The organism is Paraburkholderia sp. UCT2 (genome assembly GCF_014397665.1).
Taxonomy (GTDB): Bacteria; Pseudomonadota; Gammaproteobacteria; order Burkholderiales; family Burkholderiaceae; genus Paraburkholderia; species Paraburkholderia tuberum.
The window spans coordinates 1-18229 of the sequence record NZ_VZQO01000022.1 but is presented as its reverse complement, the minus strand read 5'-3'; the positions used below and the strand labels follow the sequence as shown (position 1 = coordinate 18229).

The following is an 18229-nucleotide window of genomic DNA, read 5'->3' as shown; positions in this document are numbered from 1 at the left end:
CTGCAACACAGCGCATAACACAACAACGAGACGTAAGAACGAGGACGCATGGCAAGTAAAACGAACCCTTGGAGCGATCATGACGAATACAGAATCAGCTTCCGGTAGCCAGCATTCGCCGCACAACACGCATGCCACGGCCTCGGCAGGCGCGTCCACCGCCACGAGCACGCCGCACAAGGCCGGCGACCAGCCGCTCTTCGACCCGGTCGCCTATGGCAACGGCCCGGACGATTCGGTTACCGATACAGTCGAGACGGCCGCGATCACGCATCATTCGGTGACGATCGGCGGCCACAAGATCGACTACACGGCGACCGCGGGCCATCTGGTGATCGTCGATCCGAGCAGCTCGCAACCGTCGGCGAGGATGTTCTACGTCGCGTTCACGCAGGACCATCAGAAGGAAGAAACGCGGCCGGTCACGTTTTTCTATAACGGCGGGCCGGGGTCGTCGTCGGTATTCGTGCTGCTCGGCTCGTTCGCGCCGCGCCGCATCAAGACGTCGATGCCGGGGTTCACGCCGCCTGCGCCTTATTCACTCGAAGACAATCCGGACAGTCTGCTCGACAAGAGCGACCTGGTGTTCATCAATCCGGTCGGCACCGGCTATTCGGCGGCGATCGCGCCGAAGAAGAATCGCGACTTCTGGGGCGTCGATCAGGACGCGGATTCGATCAAGCAGTTCATCAAGCGTTTTCTGACGAAGAACAGCCGCTGGAATTCGCCGAAGTATCTATTCGGCGAGTCCTACGGCACGGCGCGTAGCTGCGTGCTCGCGTACCGGCTGCACGAGGATGGGGTCGATCTGAACGGCATTACGCTGCAATCGTCGATTCTCGATTACACGCAATCGGGCAATCCGGTCGGCGCGCTGCCCACGGCGGCCGCTGACGCGTGGTATCACAAGAAGCTCGGCGTCGCGCCGCGGCCGACCGATCTCGGCGCGTTCGCCGAGGAGGTCGCGCAGTTCGCGCGCACCGACTACCTGGCCGCGCTGCGCAAGTTCCCGACCACAGATTCCGCGACCACCGAAAAGCTCAGCGAATACACCGGCATCGACAAAACGACGCTGCTCGCGTGGAGCCTCGACATCGCGGGCTACGACAGCCGCGGCAATTCGCTGTTCCTGACCACGTTGCTGAAGTCGCAAGGCCTCGCGCTCGGCGCCTACGACGGCCGCGTGACCGCGATCGACACCGGCATCGCCGGCAAGATCGACCCGAACTCCGGCGGCAACGATCCGACGATGACCGCGGTCACCGGCGTCTACACGACGATGTGGAACGTCTATCTGAACGAGCAGTTGAAGTACACGTCGAACTCGTCGTTCACCGACCTCAACGATCAGGCGTTCAAGTACTGGGATTTCGGCCATATCGATCCAACCGGCGCGCAGAAGGGTCTCGACTCGACAGGCAACATCATTCTGTACACGGCCGGCGACCTTGCCGCCGTGATGGCGCTCAATCCCGACCTCAAGGTGCTGTCGGCGAATGGCTTTTTCGATTTCGTCACGCCGTTCTATCAAACCGTGCTCGATCTGCAGCAGATGCCGCTGGTCAGTCAGCAGGTGCGGCAGAACCTGTCGGCACGGTTCTATCCATCGGGGCATATGGTGTATCTCGATGGCGGTTCGCGCACCGCGCTGAAAGCCGACCTCGCAAAGATGTACGAAGAGACGGTGTCGAACGCGCAGGCGCTCGGGCGGATCCGCGCGTTGCAGGCGCGGGTGGCGAAGTAGAGGCGGCGGGGCGCCCCACTCATCGCGACGTCGCGCTGGGTTGGTCTGCGCTGGCTCGCGGCGGCTGCCGCGAGCCAGCAAACGCCGCGCCCTCATGTCCGGCTTTTGTACTCATCCATATTGAATGTGTTTTAATTGCCTTGCGAATTGAACTACCGCGTGCCGCCGCCGGCGCGCCGACGAATGAACGCAGGCATCGCAGACACCCATCGGCGCGGTCTTTCCCGCGACACGACCAGCAGCAATGACGCGGCCAACGCGCCGCGGCTCGGACGCACGCGCGTCCTTCGTCCGCGCGTGCGCATCACGCACCGTGCGCTGCTCGTCACCGTTGGCGCACTGCTCGCGCTGCGCATCGGAGATGCCGCCGCGCAACCGAGCGCCGTGCTCGACGAACGCGTGACCCAGCAGTCGATCGGCCAGACGATTTGCCGCCCCGGTTATGCGGAAACCGTCGCGCCGCCGTTCGACGAACTGATGGCGCACAAGGATCGCATGCTTGCCGCACGCGGCATCGATGCGGATGACGTCGCCGCGTTCGCGCTCGACCGGCGTGTGCCGATCATGCTCGGCGGATCGCCCGATGCGCCGGCCAATCTCGATCTGTTGCCGTGGTCCGGCCCGCAGGGCGAGCGCCGCAAGGCACGCGCGGCGGCGCTGCTCAAGCGTTGCGTCTGCGAAGGCAAGCTGAGTCTCGCGCAGGCGCAAGCGGTGATCGTCGGCAACTGGTCGGCGGTGTATGCGGGCTTTGGCCAGGCGTCCTGCGACGTGAGCCGGCTCGAGTTCGCGACTCGCGACGACGATGGCGTCGACAGCGAAGACAGCCGACGCGGCGACGCGCATGCCCGCCAGCGTTGAGCGCGCCGCGCGTCCGCACGCTTGCGCATTCCTCGCGGAACCACGGTTCGCTGCCCCTCACTTTTTTCGGAGAAACACGATGACCCATTCCCGTCTCGCCGCCGTCGCGCTGACGATCGGCTGCCTGAGCGGCAGCGCCGCCGCGGTTGCCGTCGCGCCCGCGCATTGCGCGCGCGCCAATGAGCTCGAGATTCGCGGCGACGTGCCCGCGGCGCTCAGCTTCGACGTGTATCGGCAACTGCGCCCGCTGGATGCGCAGCGAATCGCGCTGTTCGAGGCCGCAGGCGAAGTGAAGCGTCTGCCCGACGGCCTGCCGGTATGCCAGGTCGCCGACGACGGCGTCGAGGATCCTTCCGCGGTGCTGGTCCGTCTGCCGCAAGGTAAGAATGCCTGGTGGGTGAGCGCGGCGAACGTGCAAGCGGCGGACTGATCGGCGCGATCAGTCCGCCTTTGCCCATGTCCCCCGCACGCTGCCTTCGACGATAGGTCTGCGTGCCGGGCCGGGGCTGGCCAGGCATGCAAGGTGCTGAGGCAGCCGATGTCTTCCCCGGATTGGCGCGACCGATTCAGGTACAGTGCATCGAAGGGGACGTTTCGCCATTGCCTACGACACTGCGTCACAGTGTGTTCGCTGTCGAAGCGGGCTATCCTGACAACAGGATGCAATTCGCACAGGAGATTTGAACGATGGCCTTCTACTTGTCATGGCTCGCTATGGGGTTGGCCGGCGCGACCGGCGTCGTCGCACTTCGCGCACTCGGCGCGACTCAGACGAAGCAGCGTGCCGCGCTGCGACCGGTGCGTATCGCAAGCGCTGACCGACGGACGGACCGCCAGGCGCGGCGAGGGTAGGCCGCATGAACCTGACCGTGCGCAATATCGCCGAATCGTGCAGCGAGCAGGACGTGCGGGAATTTCTGAAGCGCGAACTCGGCCGTTACGCGAAACACGTCGAGGTGGTGGACGCCGGCAAGCCCGGCGCCTACGCGACGGTCGAACTCGACGCGAGCGTGCCGTATGTCGGCGACGTGATCGCGCGGCAGATTCACGGCAAGCAACTGGGTGGCCAGCCGCTCGAAGCGAGCGCCGATCTGTTCAGCGACGAACCGCCGCCCGAGCAGTAAGCGCCGCGGGTGGCGCAGTAAGCTCAATTGTTTTCGAAGGCGGTGGACAGGCGCGACGACGCGCGCATGTCCACCGCCTTTATTCGTTTGAGAGCGCCGTTCGCGGGCGCATCATTGCTCATCCGGCGACGCCGGCCAATCGAACGGCGTATACGGCAGCGCCCGCTTGTGACGCGTCGCGTTGTAAAACTGCAGGACCACGTCACGCACGGTATCGCTGACCGGCTTGCCTTCGAGAAAATCGTCGATCGCGTCGTATGGGATGCCATACGCTTCTTCGTCGGGACGAAGCGGCCGCAGCATCTCGAGGTCGGCGGTCGGCACCTTATGCGCCAACGCGTCGGGCGCGCCGAGCGTATTCGCGACCGCACGCACGCGGCGCTTGCTGAGCCCGGCGAGCGGCAGCACGTCGGCGCCGCCGTCGCCGAACTTCGTGAAAAAGCCCATCACCGATTCGGCCGCGTGGTCCGTTCCGATCACGACGCCCGAGCGCGCGCCAGCCACCGCGTATTGCGCGATCATCCGCTGGCGCGCCTTGATATTGCCGTGCACCAAATCCCGCTGGGATTCGTCCTTGAACGACACGCCGCTTTTATCGAGCGATTCGAGCATCGCATCGGCTGCGGGTTTGATATCGATAGTCAGATTTTCGTCGGCGCGAATGAAGCGTAATGCATCGAGCGCATCCGCTTCATCGCGTTGTTTGCCGTAAGGCAGACGGACGGCGACGAAACTCGCGTCGTAATGGTTCGCCCGCAAACGCTCGACCGCGAGTTGCGCGAGACGCCCGGCCGTAGTCGAATCGACGCCGCCGCTAATGCCGAGCACATAAGTTCTCAGGTGGCTGTTGCGCAGATAGTTCGCCAGAAAATCGACCCGGCGCTCGATTTCGCGGCTTGCGTCGAATTCGGCGGCGACGTGCATTTCGGTCGCGATGCGGGCCTGGCGCGCGGCTGGATCGGATTGAGCCATGATCGTTGTTGTCCTCGCGAGAGAAAAAGCGATTGAAGTGGCTTGAAACAGATTGCAAGCAGGTTGAAAAACGGCGTGAGTATCCGCACGTGCCGCCGTCTTCGGTCTACCTTTCGTCGAACGAAATCGTATATTGCCTTTTGGGGTTTGATTTTCCGATGACCGATTTAATTGCGTATTAATTGCATTTTCGCTGGCATGTCGATCGTCGAAAAATAGCCGATCATTTTTGAAGAGTTCGCAGGTTAGAAGGTATTTTCATCGACACGCCTCGCTTCGCTGAGTAACATCGGTCGTGCCGAACGCCGCAGGGACCCGGCGTGCGATCAATAATAATCATGTTTGCTCCAAGACGCGATGAGATACCCAGATCGGCCTGGCCAGCCTGGATTGAACCGCCTGAGGATTTGCGCGTGGGTTTGCGCAGCCGTCGTCTCGAGTGCCGGTGCGATGGCGGCGCCGGTTCATGCGGCGGCGCCCGGTAGCGCTCAGTCACCTGCATCCGCGACATCAGCGGCGCATACGGTGAATCTGGCCAATCCGGCCAACGCATGGAATGGCGCGAGCCGGCCGTTGCCCACGATCGACGCCGCCACCATCGCCGCGCCCGACGCGGCTGGCGTCGTCGATCCGCGCCGCGCGTTCCTGCTGCGCGACGTATTTGCGCGGGACGTGACGCGCCGGCTCAGACTGCCCGTCGCGGCGCAGCGAGCGTACGCCGACCGTCTGGAGACGGCGCTCAATGAGAACGAGCTTGGCAATCTGTCGGGCGAGTACGTGGCGCTCGTCGATCGCAATGCGAACGTGCAGGCGCTCCTGATTTACTTCCGGCCGGCGCCCGCCGACAACTGGCAGATGATCGGCGCATCGCCGGTATCCACGGGACGGCCCGGCGAGTACGACCACTTCATCACGCCGCTCGGCGTGTTCGAACATACGCCCGACAACATGGATTTCCGCTCCGAGGGCACGCAGAACGAAAACCATATTCGTGGCTACGGACGGCGCGATATGCGCATCTTCGACCTCGGCTGGGCGCAGGGTGAACGCGGCTGGGGCAAGGGCGGCATGTCGCAGATGCGCTTCCAGATGCACGCGACCGACCCCGAGCGGCTCGAACCGCTGCTCGGCATTCGTCATTCGAAGGGCTGCGTGCGGATTCCCGCATCGCTGAACACGTTTCTCGATCACTACGGGATTCTCGACGCAGCCTATGCGCAGCTCGTCGATTCCGGCCAATCGCTGTGGGTGCTGAAAAGCGACCGGCAGATCATGCCGTGGGCGGGGCGTTTTATCGTCGTGGTCGATTCGCAGCGCAAGAGTCGGCCGGCGTGGTCGCCAGCACCGGGCGCGGTTGCGCGAGCGAAAATGCCCGCGCGCGCGGATACGGCCGACTGACGGGCGCTTGGTGGCAATACTGGCGCGCGGCGCCCCTCACGACCTCGCCAACAACACGCCGGCCAGCGCGACCGCAAATCCGGCGATCTGCACTGGCAGCAGCGTTTCGCCGAACCCCAGATAGCCTTCGAGCGCGGCAAGCGGCGGCGCAAGAAACAGCAGGGCAGTCGCGCGCGCCGCATCGCCGCGCCGGACCATCCAGACGAGCAACGTGACGCTGATGCCGGACAGCATCACGATGCCCCACGCGAGCGATGCCCACAGCGTCGGCGACGCGATCCAGCGATGCTCACCGAGCGCCAGCGCCAGCACTCCCGCGACGATCGCCGCGCCGACGTTCTGCACGGCGCTCGCGCTGCGAATATCGGCCTTTGCGAGCGAGGTCTTCTGAAACAGAGTGCCCGCCGTGATCGCCCCCACCGCGACGATCGATATCAGCACGACCAGCCACGCGGGTGCGTTGCCGTGCGTGGGCGGCGTCGCGGCAGCGAGCTTCGGCGCGAGCACCAGCACGACGCCGGCGAGGCCGAGCGCCATGCCGCTCCAGCCGCGCCGCGACAAGCGCTCGCCGAACAGCGGCGCGGCGACGGCGGCCGTCGCGAGCGGCTGCAGCGCGCCGAGCAAGGCCATCACGCCCGCGCTCAGACCTTGCGCGACGGCCCAGTAGCCGGCGCCGAGATAGACGCCTTGCAGCAGTGCGCCCGCGGCCAGGTGCTTGCCGAAGTCGCGTCCGGTTGGCCAGGCTGCGCGCGCGACCAGCGCGGCCAGCGCGAAGACCAGCGCGGTGCCGCCGAAGCGGGCAAGCAGAAACAGATTGGGATCGGCATAAGGCGTGATCGCGCGGGCGACCACGAAACCGGTCGACCACAGCACGACGAAGACGGCGGCAAGAAAAGAAGCGAGCATCGAGGCGGGAGGGGTGAAAAAGCCGCCATGTTGGCGGCACGGGCGGCGCGCGTCTTGTTCAAAGCTGCAACGCGCGCGCGGGACCGTCACCACGCGAGCAGCGTCATCCCCGCTCCGAGCACGCCGCCACAGACGACGCATGCCCACAGCAGCCAGCGCGTGCGCCGGTATTCGCGCGCGAGATCCGCGAGCAGTTGCGCGTTCTGCTGCGGGGTGACGGTGCGATCGTGCTGCTGCAGATAGCGCACCGCCAGTTGCGGCACGCGCGGCAGCATATGCGCGAGATGCGGCAGCTCGTGTGACAGTCGCTTGAGCCAGCCCCGATGATCGAGATCTCGTCGCGCGATATCGGCGAGCACGCCGCGCGCGATGTTCCATGTATCGATGCCCGGATGCAGCGCCCGCGCGAGCATCTCCGCCTGCTGGAACGAGCGCTGCGCGGTCGCGAGCGCGCCCGGCACGTGGCCGTCGAACGGTTGCACGCCGTGCAGCAGATGGTGAAACAGCGAACCCGCCGAGCGATCCTCGGGCGCCGCCGCGAAGTGCGCTTCGGCGCGCGTGCGCAACTCGGCTTCGAGCAGCTCGGCGCGGGTGTCGTCCGGCACGTGGCCGGCCTCGCGATGCATGTCGGCGAGCCGCCCGTAGTCCTGGTCGAACAACGCGGTCGCGCCGTGCACGAAAAATTCGCGCTCGTCGCTCGACAGCGTCGCCATGATCGAGAACTCCGCGAGCACGAGGCGCCCGAGCGTGTCCGGCTCGATGCTGACGCGCACGCGGCGCGCATCGAGCGTCGCGTGGAAGAAGCCATGCTCGAATGCCTGCTCGGTGACGACCTCGACGATATGCGCGGCGAGCGGCGCCAGCTTGATGCCGTGCGCGTGCAGACCGGGCAGGTCGCTCGCGGGCAGCGTGTTGATGCGCTGCATCGTCAGCGTGTGGTCGGTGCACAGATCCCAGATCACGTCCGGCACGACGATGCGCTTGTCGCCGTCGAAATGGTGGCCGGTCTGGCTCAGATTCGCGGCTTCGGCGCGCAAGTCGAAGCGGCGCAGGATGTCGTCGGTGAAGGTTTGTGCGAGCGCGCGCAACTGCAGCCGGCGCGCGACGCGCGACAGCTTTTCGAGCCAGCGCGCGACCCAGCGCAACAGGCCGAGTTCATCGCCGATCTGCTGCAACTGCTGCGCGCGCACGAGCTTGACGGCGACTTCGTGATGACCTTTGAGCGGCATCGCGAGCCGCGCGAAATGGGTCTGCTCGGCGAAGCCGCTGCGTACCGGCACGAGGTCGACCGCGCTGAACAGCTCGCCGAGCGGCCGGCCGAACGCGCGAGTCAAAGCCAGCGCGGAGTCGTCCGGCGACAGCGGCACTTCCAAGTGATCGATGGCGTCCAGCGCGTCATGCAGCGTGCCGCTCGCTAGCTCGGGGCGCCTGGCGAGCGTCTGCGCGAAGCGGCTCGCGAGCGGACCGAGCGCCGGCAGCAGACCATGCAACTGCGCGCCGCTGCGCTCCGACGCATGCACGCGGCCGATCAGTTCGATCATCCAGTGCAGCTTGTGGTCGGGCGGGGCGGCGAGCCAGATCAGGCGCGCCCCGTAACGCAGCGCATGGAACAGCAGCAGTAGACGGCGAAACAGTGGCGGCATCGGCGGTTCGGTTGACGGGCGAGGCGTTGTGCGCGGGACTCGGCCGGGCGGCGGCGTTGCGTTCGCCGCATGGCCGGCGAGTCCAGCCGTCAAGGTTAGCAGGTCGGCGCGATGGCTGGCGTGTTCGCGCGCAAGGGCGGCTCGATGCAAGCCGAGCGCGCCGTGAACGCGCCGCCACGCCACCCTGAGCGCCACCTGCACGCCAGCACCGACGACGCGCAATACGCGTAATACAATACGGCGGCCTTCCTCAACCACGGCGAAACCCAAGCGTGCCGGCTTCCGGCCTTCTCAGATGCTCGCAGAACAACGTCATCAATACATCCTCGCGCAGGTCGCAAAGCACGGCGCGCTGTCGGTCGCCGAACTGGTGCGCGAACTGAACGTATCGCGCGAAACGATCCGTCGCGACCTCAACGCGCTGGCCGGCCGCGGCCTGCTCGTGACGACACACGGCGGCGCGTTGTCGAGCGATCGGCGCGAGCCCGATCTCGATACGCGCGAAGCCGAGAACGCCGGCGCGAAGCGCGCGATCGGCGAGCGCGCGGCCGAGTTCGTGCCGGACGGCGCGTCGCTGATCATCGATTCGGGCAGCACCACGCAGTCGGTCGCGCGCGCGCTGCTCGACCGGCATCGGCTGACGGTCTACACCAACGACTGGCGCATCGCGCTGCTGCTCGGCCGACGCAACGACAATCGCGTGACGCTGCTCGGCGGCGAGCTGTCCGATATCGAAGACGCGACCTTCGGCCTCGACACGGTTCAGCAGCTCACGCAGTACCACGCCGATTTCGCGTTCATTGGCGCGGGCGGAATTTCGCCGGACGGCTATCTCACCGACTACAGCCGCATGGCGGCCGAAGTACGCAGCCGCATGATCGCCGCGGCCGACATGGTGGTCGTCGTCGCCGATCATTCGAAATTCGGACGCGTGACGCCGGTGCGCATCAACGGGATCGAGTCGGCGCGGTATCTGGTCACCGAACTGGCGCCCGAGCGCGCGCTTGGCACGGCGATCACCGCGCATGGTCCGGAGATTCTGATCGCCTGAGACGGGCTGGCGGGGCGGTTCCCGCCGCGTTCGTACGCCGCCCGCGCTGAGCGACATTTCGCGCCCGCCAAAATCTAAATACAAAAAAGCCACCCGCCCCCTCCGCATTTTCCCGACGCACCGTGCATACATCGTCATTTTCGCCATGTACGATCCACACGGGATCGGCGCGCGGGGCTCCGTTTTTGGATGGCGCGACGAATTCCATCGGTTGGCCTGAGTTGGCAATTTGTGTCTTTTTTTGGAATTCAGCACAGTCGTCATGGCCTTGTCATCGAAACCTGTGATTCTTGCCGTGCCCGCTCAGGCGCGGCAGGCAGCGCGGGTGTGGTAGGGGGCTGTCAGTCAGGCTGGGCGAGAAGCGGCAAAGTTGTCGGCAATCTGCAATCCACGACAGACCGGCGCGGCAACCGCAGCGGGCAACACGCAAGCGGCGCGTGCCGCCGTTCAATCACTACAGGTATGGGTTATCCCGACCGTCTGGTTTTTAGCTTCGGAGAGAGCGACATGAAAAAGACGAATTCCCTTCACGCCGCGGCCGGCCTCGCGCGCAAACTGCTGCCGGCGCTGGTCGCCGCGGCCGCGTTCGGCGGTGCCGCGATGCAGGCTCATGCGGCTGATGCCGTCGTGCTGTACACGGCCGACGGCCTCGAAAATCTGTACAAGGATGTGCTGCCGGCCTTCGAAAAGAAGGAGGGCGTGAAGGTCAATATCGTCACGGCGGGTAGCGGCGAAGTCGTGAACCGCGCGACCATCGAGAAGGATCAGCCGAAGGCCGACGTGCTCGTCACCCTGCCGCCGTTCATTCAGCAGGCCGACCAGAGCGGCCTGCTGCAGGCGTACCAGAGCGCCAACTACAAGAACGTGCCGGCCATCGCGAAGGCGCCGAACGGCGCGTGGGCGACCTTCGTGAACAACTACTTCTCGTTCGCGATCAACCCCGAAGTCACGAAAACCCAGCCGAAGACGTTCGCGGACCTGCTGCACCCGGACTTCACCGGGAAGGTCGCGTATTCGAATCCGGCGACCGCCGGCGACGGCATGGCGGTGATCATCCTGACCTCGTCGCTGATGGGCGAAGACCAGGCGTTCGACTATCTGAAGAAGCTTGAGCAGAGCGCCAAGTTCCACACCAAGGGCACGGGCTATCTCGACGTGCTGCTGTCGCGTAACGAGATCGCGGTCGCCAACGGCGATCTGCAGATGGATCTCGACGACGCGGCCAACGGCGGCCTGTCGCTGAAACCGGTGTTCCTCGCCGCCACGCCCGGCGGTCAGCCGACCACGTTCCAGCTGCCGTACGCGATCGCGCTGATCAAGAACGGTCCGAACCAGGCCGAGGGCAAGAAGCTGATCGACTATCTGATGTCGACGCAAGTGCAGTCGAAGGTGCCGGACATCTTCGGCATTCCGGGTCGCAGCGACGTGCCGCTCGCGGGCAAGAACGGCGAAGCGGTCAAGCAGGCGATCAGCGGCGTCAAGCTGATTCCGGTCGACTGGAACCACGTGATGGCGAAGAAGGCCGACTGGACCGCGCGCTGGAAGAGCGACGTGATCGGTTCGTCGGGCAAAGAGATCGAAGTGGTCAAGCCGAAGTAAGTCGATTCAGGCGGCGCTTCGCACGTAATGCGCGGCGCCGCATCAGCATTAATCCTGTTGGAGGACGACTCCGGTGAATACGGCCAGTCTCGCTCACCCCACTGCGCCTGGCGCTCCGCTGGATGCGCTCGACGCCGCGCGTTCGGACGCGCCGGGCGGCGTGCAGATCGATCACCTGACGGTGCGCTTCGGCGCGCGCACGGTGCTCGACGATCTGTCGTTGACCATCCGGCGCGGCGAGTTGCTCACCGTGCTCGGCCGCAGCGGCTGCGGCAAGACGACCTTGCTGCGCTTCATCGCGGGCTTCATCGAGGCCGACGGTCTGGCCGGCACGCTGACGGTGGCCGGCCGCGATCTGACGCACATGCCGCCGCACAAGCGCAACCTCGGACTGCTGTTCCAGAGCTACGCGCTGTTTCCGCATCTGACGGTATTCGAGAACGTCGCGTTCGGGTTGCGCGCGCGGCGTATTCCGGCGCGCGACGTCGCGCGCCGCGTCGCCGAGGTGCTGAAGCTCGTGCAGCTCGGCGATGCCGGTCACGTGATGCCCGCGCAACTGTCGGGCGGCATGCAGCAGCGCGTGGCGCTCGCTCGCGCGCTTGTGATCGAGCCCGACGTGCTGCTGCTCGACGAACCGCTGTCCGCGCTCGATGCCAATCTGCGCGCGTCGGTGCGCTCCGAACTGAAGGCGCTGCATGAACGCCTGCCGAATCTGACGATCGTCTGCGTGACGCACGATCAGGACGACGCGCTCGTGCTGTCCGATCGCACGCTGCTGATGCGCGATGGCCATATCGCGCAGCTCGGCACGCCGCAGCAGCTGTACGACTCGCCGGCCGACGGCTTCGTCGCGCGCTACCTCGGCGCGGCCAATCTGCTGCCGCCGCAGGTCGCGTTCGGCATGGACGACGCGCGCTACAACGAGCGCGAACGTGTCGCGTGTCTGCGTCCGGAGGCGCTGCGCATCGTGCCGCTCGGAGAGGGGCAGTTGCACGGCGCGATCGCGTCGGTCGAGTGGTACGGCGCGGCCTTGTCGGTATCGGTCGTGCTCGATGCGCTGCCGAACGACCCCCTGCTCGTCACGCTGCAGCGTGGTCTCGGCATGACGCCGGAGAAGGGCGCGCGTGTTTCCCTGCGTTACGAGGCTGGCGATGTCGTCCTTATCAAGCCCTGATACGTCCAACCCACTCGACCTAGCCGCGCAAGCCGAGGCCGAAGCCGCCGCCGCGCGCCGTCTCGCGAGCGCGGCGGCGCACGCGGCCGCCGTCAAGCGGCGCGAGCGCCTCGCGCAATGGCATCTGCTGTTCATTGCAGTCGTGGTGCTCGGACCTCTCGTCATCTATCCGCTGGTGCGGCTCGTGATGCTGAGTCTGACCGGCGCGCATGGCCTGTCTGGCCACGCGTACGTAACGTTCTTCGGTAACCCCGAAACGCGCGGCGTGATCGGCACCACGCTCGGCATCCTGTTCGCGAGCGCGAGCCTGGCGTCACTGCTCGGCGTGGCGCTCGCGTCGCTGCTGTTCTTCAAGCCGTTTCCGGGCGCGCGCATGGTCACGCGCTTTCTCGAACTGTTCGTCGCGTTCCCGTCGTTTCTGGTCGCGTTCACGCTGATCTTTCTGTACGGCTCGCAAGGCTCGGTCAGCATCGGGCTGCAGCGGCTGTTCAATCTGCAGGCGCCGCCGCTCGATTTTCTGTTCGGCATCGGCGGCGTGATTCTCGCGGAAGTCGTGTTCTATACGCCGTTCGTCGTGCGTCCGACGTTGGCATCGTTCGCGCTGCTCGACCAGCGACTGATCGAAGCCGCGCGCAGCCTCGGCGCGAACGGCCTGATGGTCGCGTTCAAGGTGATCCTGCCGCTCGCGTGGCCGGGCATCGCGGCCGGCACGATCCTGTGTTTTCTGCTGACGCTCAACGAGTTCGGCATTCTGCTGGTGCTCGGCAGCGCCCATCTGATCACGCTGCCGGTCGCGATCTACAGCGCCGCCACCGTCGATCTCGACCTGCCGACCGCCGCCGCCGGCGCGGTCGTGATGCTGCTGATGTCGTTGTCGTTGTACGCGTTGTACCGGCGTGTCAATCGTCGCAAGGTGAAAGGAGCCGGTCATGGCCGTTGAACTCGATCCGACCGTGCTGCCGGTCATGCACAAGAAGGGCCGGCCGGTGCGGCACAGCCTCGCGGTGCGACTGCTCGGCGGTCTGTTTCTCGGCTTTGCCGCGCTGCTGTGCTTCTGGCTGTTCGTGCTGCCGGTGTTGGTCGTCGCGCTATCGAGCGTCGCGTCGCACTGGTCCGGCACGATCCTGCCCGACGGCTTCAGCATGCGCTGGTTCGAGCGTCTCGGTTCGAGCGACTTCGACGCGCTGACCACCAGCCTCGAAGTCGGCATGGGCGTCGCGGTGCTCGGCACGATCCTCGGTTTGTGGCTCGCGCTCGCGCTCGAAGGACGCGACCGGCGCGGCCTCGGCGCCGTCATCGACACGATCGCGATGATGCCCAACGGCGTGCCGAGCGTCGTGCTCGGCCTCGCGGTGCTGATCGCGTATCACAAACGGCCGCTCGATCTGTCGAGCTCGGCGGCGATCGTGGTGTTCGTGCAGCTCGCGCTGGTACTGCCGTTCTGCTACCGCTGCGCGGCCGCCGCGCTGCGCCCGGAGCTGACCGTGTTGCGCGAAGCGGCCGCGAGCCTCGGAGCGCCGCCGTCGATGGTGCTGCGCCGCGTCGTGTTGCCGCAACTGGTGCCGGCGATACGCGCGAGTCTCGCGCTCGGCTTTGCGCTGTCGCTCGGCGAACTCGGCGCGACGCTGACCGTATATCCGCCAGGCTTCGCGACGGTGCCGATCGTCGTCGTCGGGCAGGTGGAACGCGGCTATTACCTGCCGGCTTCCGCGCTGTCGCTGATTCTGCTGCTGGTCTCGCTGGTCGCTCTGCTGCTGATCGCGGCGCGCGCTCCGCGGCGCCGGATCGACTGAGCCGACTGAGCCGACTGATCCGAGTGATCCGAGTGATCCGAGTGATCCGAGTGATCCGAGTGATCCGAGTGATCCGAGTGATCCGAGTGATCCGAGTGATCGGCGAGCGATTTCGTTGATCTGAAGCACGCGCGCGAACCGGTCAGCATCGATGTAGATGTGGCAAAAGTTGTCCAAATGACCGAATATATGCACTCTGCTTCCGTCGATCCGATCGAGGTCCTGCGCCGCCATTCGCTGACGACGCTGGTGCGCGACGAGATCGAGCGGCAGATCGTCGGCGGCATGCTGGCGCCGGGCGACAAGCTCAACGAAGCCGACTGGGCGGCGCGATTGCAGGTGTCGCGCGGGCCGGTGCGGGAGGCGTTTCGCGCGCTAGAGCAGGCGGGTCTGGTGCGCACCGAGAAGAATCGCGGCGTGTTCGTGCGGACGGTGTTGCTCGCGGAGGCGGACGAGATTTACGCGGTGCGCGCGGTGCTCGAAGAGGGGGCGTGCCGGATGCTCGCGTCGAGCATCGATGCGGGCAAACTCGCGGTGCTGCGCGACTGGGTCGACGCGATGCGCGCGGCGCTCGCGTCGCACGATCACGATGCGTATGCGCGCGCGAACGTCGCGTTTCACGATGTGCTGGTCGCGGCGGCGGGCAACACGAAGTTGTACGACACGTATCGCAGGCTCGTCAGCGAGCTGAGCCTGTTTCGGCGTGCGGCGCTAGTCGGGCAGGCCGACGCGATGGCGCGCTCGCTCGCCGAGCATCGCGCGATTCTGACAGCGCTCGCGTCGCGCGATGCGGAGCAGGCCGCGCAGTTGATGCGCGCGCATGTGCAGGGCGGGTTGCAGCGCGCGCATGCGGCCTGCGAGGCGGCGGGCGATGCGGCGCACGAGCAGCACCTCCCGGCAGGCGCGGGTGCGGCTGGCTCGCGCGGGCGATGACGGCGCGGCGATGAAGCCGAGGCAAGCGTACCGGCAAACGCCGCGGCAGCTTCGCCCCACGAACAGACAACCCGGCGATCAAGACTTTGCAATGACAACCCCGGCAATGGAAAACCACGCGATGACACACCCCGAGCAACGCACGATCGAAGTCAACGGCCGGAGTTACCGGCTGCCTTCGCAGCCGACGGTCGTTGTCTGTGTCGACGGCTGCGAGTTTGCGTACCTGGAAGCGGCGGCCGCGGCCGGCGTCGCGCCGTTCATCGGTTCGATGCTCGAGGGCGGCGCGGCGTTTCGCGGCGACTGCGCGATCCCGTCGTTCACGAACCCGAACAACCTGTCGATCGTGACCGGCGTATTGCCGTCCGTGCATGGCATCTGCGGCAACTACTTCTGGGACACCCACGCGAACGACGGCGCGGGCGCGGCGGTGATGATGAACGATCCCGCCTACCTACGCGCGCCCACGCTGCTCGCGGCCGCCGCCGACGCGGGCGCCGCGGTCGCCGTCGTCACCGCGAAGGACAAACTGCGCGGGCTGCTCGGCTCGCAGTTGAAGGGCATCTGCTTTTCGGCGGAGAAAGCCGACGAGGTGACGCGCGAGGAAAACGGCATCGACGACGTGCTCGATCTGGTTGGCCTGCCATTGCCCGACGTGTATAGCGCGGGGTTGTCGGAATTCGTGTTCGCGGCCGGCGTGCGGCTCGCGCAGACACGCAAGCTCGACCTCATGTATCTGTCGACGACCGACTATATCCAGCACAAATGGGCGCCCGGCACCGAAGGCGCGAACGCGTTCTACGCGATGATGGACGGCTATCTCGCGAAGCTCGACGCGCTCGGCTGGGTGATCGGCCTCACCGCCGATCACGGCATGAACGCGAAGCACGATCCGCAGACCGGCGAGCCGAACGTGATCTATCTGCAGGACTTGCTCGACGACTGGCTCGAGGCGTCGACGGCGCGCGTGATTCTGCCGATCACCGATCCGTACGTCGTGCATCATGGCGCGCTGGGTTCGTTCGCGACGGTCTATTTGCCGCGCGAGGTCGATGCTGCGTCCGTGATTGCGCGGATCGGCCGCCTGCCGGGAATCGAAGTCGTGCTCGATCGACGCGCCGCGTGTGCGCGCTTCGGGCTGCCTGAGGATCGCATCGGCGATCTGGTCGTGATCGGCACGAAGCATGTGGTGCTCGGCACGCGGCGCGACGAGCACGACCTGTCCGGGCTCACCGTGCCGTTGCGCTCGCACGGCGGGATTTCCGAGCAGGAAGTGCCACTGCTGTTCAACCGGCGCGTTCAGCCATCAGCCACCGGCAGCGAAGGCAAACGGCTGCGCAATTTCGATATCTTCGACGTCGCGCTCAATCGCGTGTCGACATCGTGAACACGGCGCCGCGGGACCATCCTGAGTTCCGCGCCGAAGCGCTGCGGCTGAGCGGCGAGCGCGCGACGCGCGCCCGGACGCTCGACGTGTTCGATCCTTATACCGGCATGCGCGTCGGCACGGTGCCCTTCGCCAGCATCGACGATGTGCGCGCCGCGTTCGACTACGCGCTCGCGTATCGGCCGACGCTGTCGCGCTACGAGCGTTCGCAGATTCTCGAGCGCGCGGCGGTGCTGCTGCGTGAGCGGATCGAACCGGCGTCGGATCTGATTTCGCTCGAGTCGGGTCTGTCGAAGCAGGACTCGGGCTACGAGATCGGCCGCGTCGCCGACGTGTTCCGCTTTGCCTCGTTCGAGGCGTTGCGCGACGACGGTCAGAGTTTCTCGTGCGATCTGACGCCGCATGGCAAAAGGCGTCGCGTGTTCTCGCAGCGCGAGCCGCTCGCGGGCGTGATCGTCGCGATCACGCCGTTCAATCATCCGATGAACCAGGTCGCGCTAATGAGGCGGTGGCCGCGGGCGCGCGCCTGCGCCTCGGCAACGAGCGCCGCGGCGCGTTGTATGCGCCGACCGTGCTCGATAACGTCGATTCGTCGATGACGCTCGTGCGCGAGGAAACCTTCGGGCCGGTATCGCCGGTCATCGCGTTCGACACGCTCGACGATGCGATTCGCGTCAGCAACGGAACACCGTTCGGGCTGTCGTCGGGCGTGTGTACGAACCGGCAGGACGCGATCACGCGTTTCATTAATGAGCTGCGCGAGGGCACCGTCAACGTGTGGGAAGTGCCAGCCTATCGGATCGAGCTGACGCCGTTCGGCGGCATCAAGGATTCGGGGCTAGGCTACAAGGAAGGCGTTCAGGAAGCGATGAAGAGCTTTACCAATCTGAAGACGTTTTCATTACCTTGGGAGTAACAGGTGGCATTGAGTCTCGACGATATCCGTGTGCTCTTCGAGCGACACGGCAGCCTCGCGTATAGCGGCGAGCCGGTGACGCAGCTCGAGCACGCGTTGCAGAGCGGCGCGCTCGCCGCGGCGGAAGGCGCGAGCGACGAACTCGTCGCCGCGGCGTTCTTGCACGACCTCGGCCATCTGCTGAACCTGCAAGGGGAGACGCCGACGGAACGGGGTGTCGACGATCTGCATCAGTATTTCGCCTTGCCGTTTTTGCGGCCGGTGTTGTCGGATGCGGTGCTGGAGCCGATTCGTCTGCACGTCGACGCGAAGCGCTGCCTGTGCGCGATCGACGCTACCTATTTTGGCCAGCTGTCCGCCGACTCGGTGCGCAGCTTGCAATTGCAGGGCGGGGTCTTCAGCAGGGAAGAGGCGCAGGCGTTTATGCAGAAACCGTACGCCAAAGACGCGATGCGTTTGCGCCGATGGGACGATCGCGCGAAAGAGAAGGATCGCGCGACGCCGGGGATCGACCATTATCTGGCCGTGGTCGAACGGGCGATGCGCGCGCATGCGACTGCGTGAGTCGAGGTGTTTTGGGTCGCGGTAGGTTGCGCGCCGAGCGGTCAAAATATCGCTTGCAAGTCCCGATGTCGGCGACTAGAATTCCGCTCTTTCGCGCTCCGGACGCCGGGGTGCGGAGAAGCGGGAAGCCTTTGATGGCGTGGGCTTCAGCGGCGTGGGCAGGTTAA

Annotated in this window: 16 protein-coding genes and 1 pseudogene; 14 read left to right on the top strand and 3 right to left on the bottom strand. The window is 65.9% G+C overall.

Annotation, left to right across the window (positions count from 1 at the left end; all coding sequences use genetic code 11):
* Positions 1–79 precede the first annotated feature (79 nt).
* From F6X39_RS19330 to F6X39_RS19315, 4 genes are all read left to right on the top strand, one after another.
* Positions 80–1744 carry a S10 family peptidase gene (locus F6X39_RS19330; protein ID WP_187617744.1) on the top strand — a complete coding sequence of 555 codons (1665 nt, stop codon included), beginning with the start codon at positions 80–82 and terminating at the stop codon, positions 1742–1744.
* A gap of 183 nt (positions 1745–1927) precedes the next feature.
* Positions 1928–2602 (top strand): hypothetical protein, encoded by a 675-nt coding sequence (locus tag F6X39_RS19325; RefSeq protein WP_184068094.1) that lies wholly within the window; start codon positions 1928–1930, stop codon positions 2600–2602.
* 79 nt (positions 2603–2681) lie between these two features.
* Positions 2682–3032, top strand: a complete 351-nt coding sequence (locus tag F6X39_RS19320; protein WP_187617743.1) for a hypothetical protein — start codon at positions 2682–2684, stop codon at positions 3030–3032.
* A 427-nt stretch (positions 3033–3459) separates the two neighbouring features.
* Entirely contained in the window at positions 3460–3726 is a 267-nt protein-coding gene (locus F6X39_RS19315; protein WP_184036671.1) for an RNA recognition motif domain-containing protein, read from the top strand.
* Between the two features lie 111 nt (positions 3727–3837).
* Here F6X39_RS19315 and nadE read toward each other — a convergent pair whose 3' ends face one another.
* Positions 3838–4698, bottom strand: a complete 861-nt coding sequence (gene nadE, locus F6X39_RS19310) for an ammonia-dependent NAD(+) synthetase (RefSeq protein ID WP_187617742.1) — start codon at positions 4696–4698, stop codon at positions 3838–3840.
* 450 nt (positions 4699–5148) lie between these two features.
* Here nadE and F6X39_RS19305 point away from each other — a divergent pair, with 450 nt between their 5' ends.
* Entirely contained in the window at positions 5149–6096 is a 948-nt protein-coding gene (locus F6X39_RS19305) for a L,D-transpeptidase (RefSeq protein WP_187617741.1), read from the top strand.
* 36 nt (positions 6097–6132) lie between these two features.
* On the opposite strand, the gene F6X39_RS19300 is transcribed toward F6X39_RS19305, so the two are convergent.
* Positions 6133–7002: a DMT family transporter gene (locus F6X39_RS19300; RefSeq protein ID WP_187617740.1), complete on the bottom strand. Its 870-nt coding sequence runs from the start codon at positions 7000–7002 to the stop codon at positions 6133–6135.
* A gap of 86 nt (positions 7003–7088) precedes the next feature.
* A complete protein-coding gene (locus tag F6X39_RS19295; protein WP_187617739.1) occupies positions 7089–8645 on the bottom strand; it encodes an ABC1 kinase family protein in 1557 nt (518 codons plus the stop codon).
* Between the two features lie 295 nt (positions 8646–8940).
* Between F6X39_RS19295 and F6X39_RS19290 the strand changes: the two genes are divergently transcribed.
* The 9 genes and pseudogenes from F6X39_RS19290 to F6X39_RS19250 all read left to right on the top strand — a co-directional run bounded on the left by F6X39_RS19290 (position 8941) and on the right by F6X39_RS19250 (position 18062).
* On the top strand, positions 8941–9696 hold the full coding sequence (locus F6X39_RS19290; protein ID WP_090806218.1) for a DeoR/GlpR family DNA-binding transcription regulator: 756 nt from the start codon (positions 8941–8943) through the stop codon (positions 9694–9696).
* A 507-nt stretch (positions 9697–10203) separates the two neighbouring features.
* Positions 10204–11295 (top strand): 2-aminoethylphosphonate ABC transporter substrate-binding protein, encoded by a 1092-nt coding sequence (gene phnS, locus F6X39_RS19285; protein WP_187617738.1) that lies wholly within the window; start codon positions 10204–10206, stop codon positions 11293–11295.
* Between the two features lie 73 nt (positions 11296–11368).
* The gene (gene phnT, locus F6X39_RS19280; RefSeq protein ID WP_187617737.1) at positions 11369–12469 is read left to right on the top strand and encodes a 2-aminoethylphosphonate ABC transport system ATP-binding subunit PhnT; all 1101 of its coding nucleotides are present in this window, start codon (positions 11369–11371) and stop codon (positions 12467–12469) included.
* On the top strand, positions 12447–13409 hold the full coding sequence (locus F6X39_RS19275) for a 2-aminoethylphosphonate ABC transporter permease subunit (protein WP_184071353.1): 963 nt from the start codon (positions 12447–12449) through the stop codon (positions 13407–13409). The genes phnT and F6X39_RS19275 overlap by 23 nt, the downstream gene beginning before the upstream one ends.
* Positions 13399–14262, top strand: coding sequence for a 2-aminoethylphosphonate ABC transport system, membrane component PhnV (gene phnV, locus F6X39_RS19270; RefSeq protein WP_184068119.1), 864 nt, complete (start codon positions 13399–13401; stop codon positions 14260–14262). Before F6X39_RS19275 ends, phnV begins: the two co-directional genes overlap by 11 nt.
* Before the next feature lie 177 nt (positions 14263–14439).
* Positions 14440–15195, top strand: a complete 756-nt coding sequence (locus tag F6X39_RS19265) for a phosphonate utilization associated transcriptional regulator (protein ID WP_187617736.1) — start codon at positions 14440–14442, stop codon at positions 15193–15195.
* A 121-nt stretch (positions 15196–15316) separates the two neighbouring features.
* On the top strand, positions 15317–16582 hold the full coding sequence (phnA, locus tag F6X39_RS19260; RefSeq protein WP_262414747.1) for a phosphonoacetate hydrolase: 1266 nt from the start codon (positions 15317–15319) through the stop codon (positions 16580–16582).
* Positions 16579–17498: pseudogene (locus tag F6X39_RS19255) on the top strand (aldehyde dehydrogenase family protein). Before phnA ends, F6X39_RS19255 begins: the two are co-directional and overlap by 4 nt.
* Positions 17499–17501: 3 nt before the next feature.
* Positions 17502–18062, top strand: a complete 561-nt coding sequence (locus tag F6X39_RS19250; protein WP_187617735.1) for a phosphonate degradation HD-domain oxygenase — start codon at positions 17502–17504, stop codon at positions 18060–18062.
* The last annotated feature ends 167 nt before the right edge of the window (positions 18063–18229 follow it).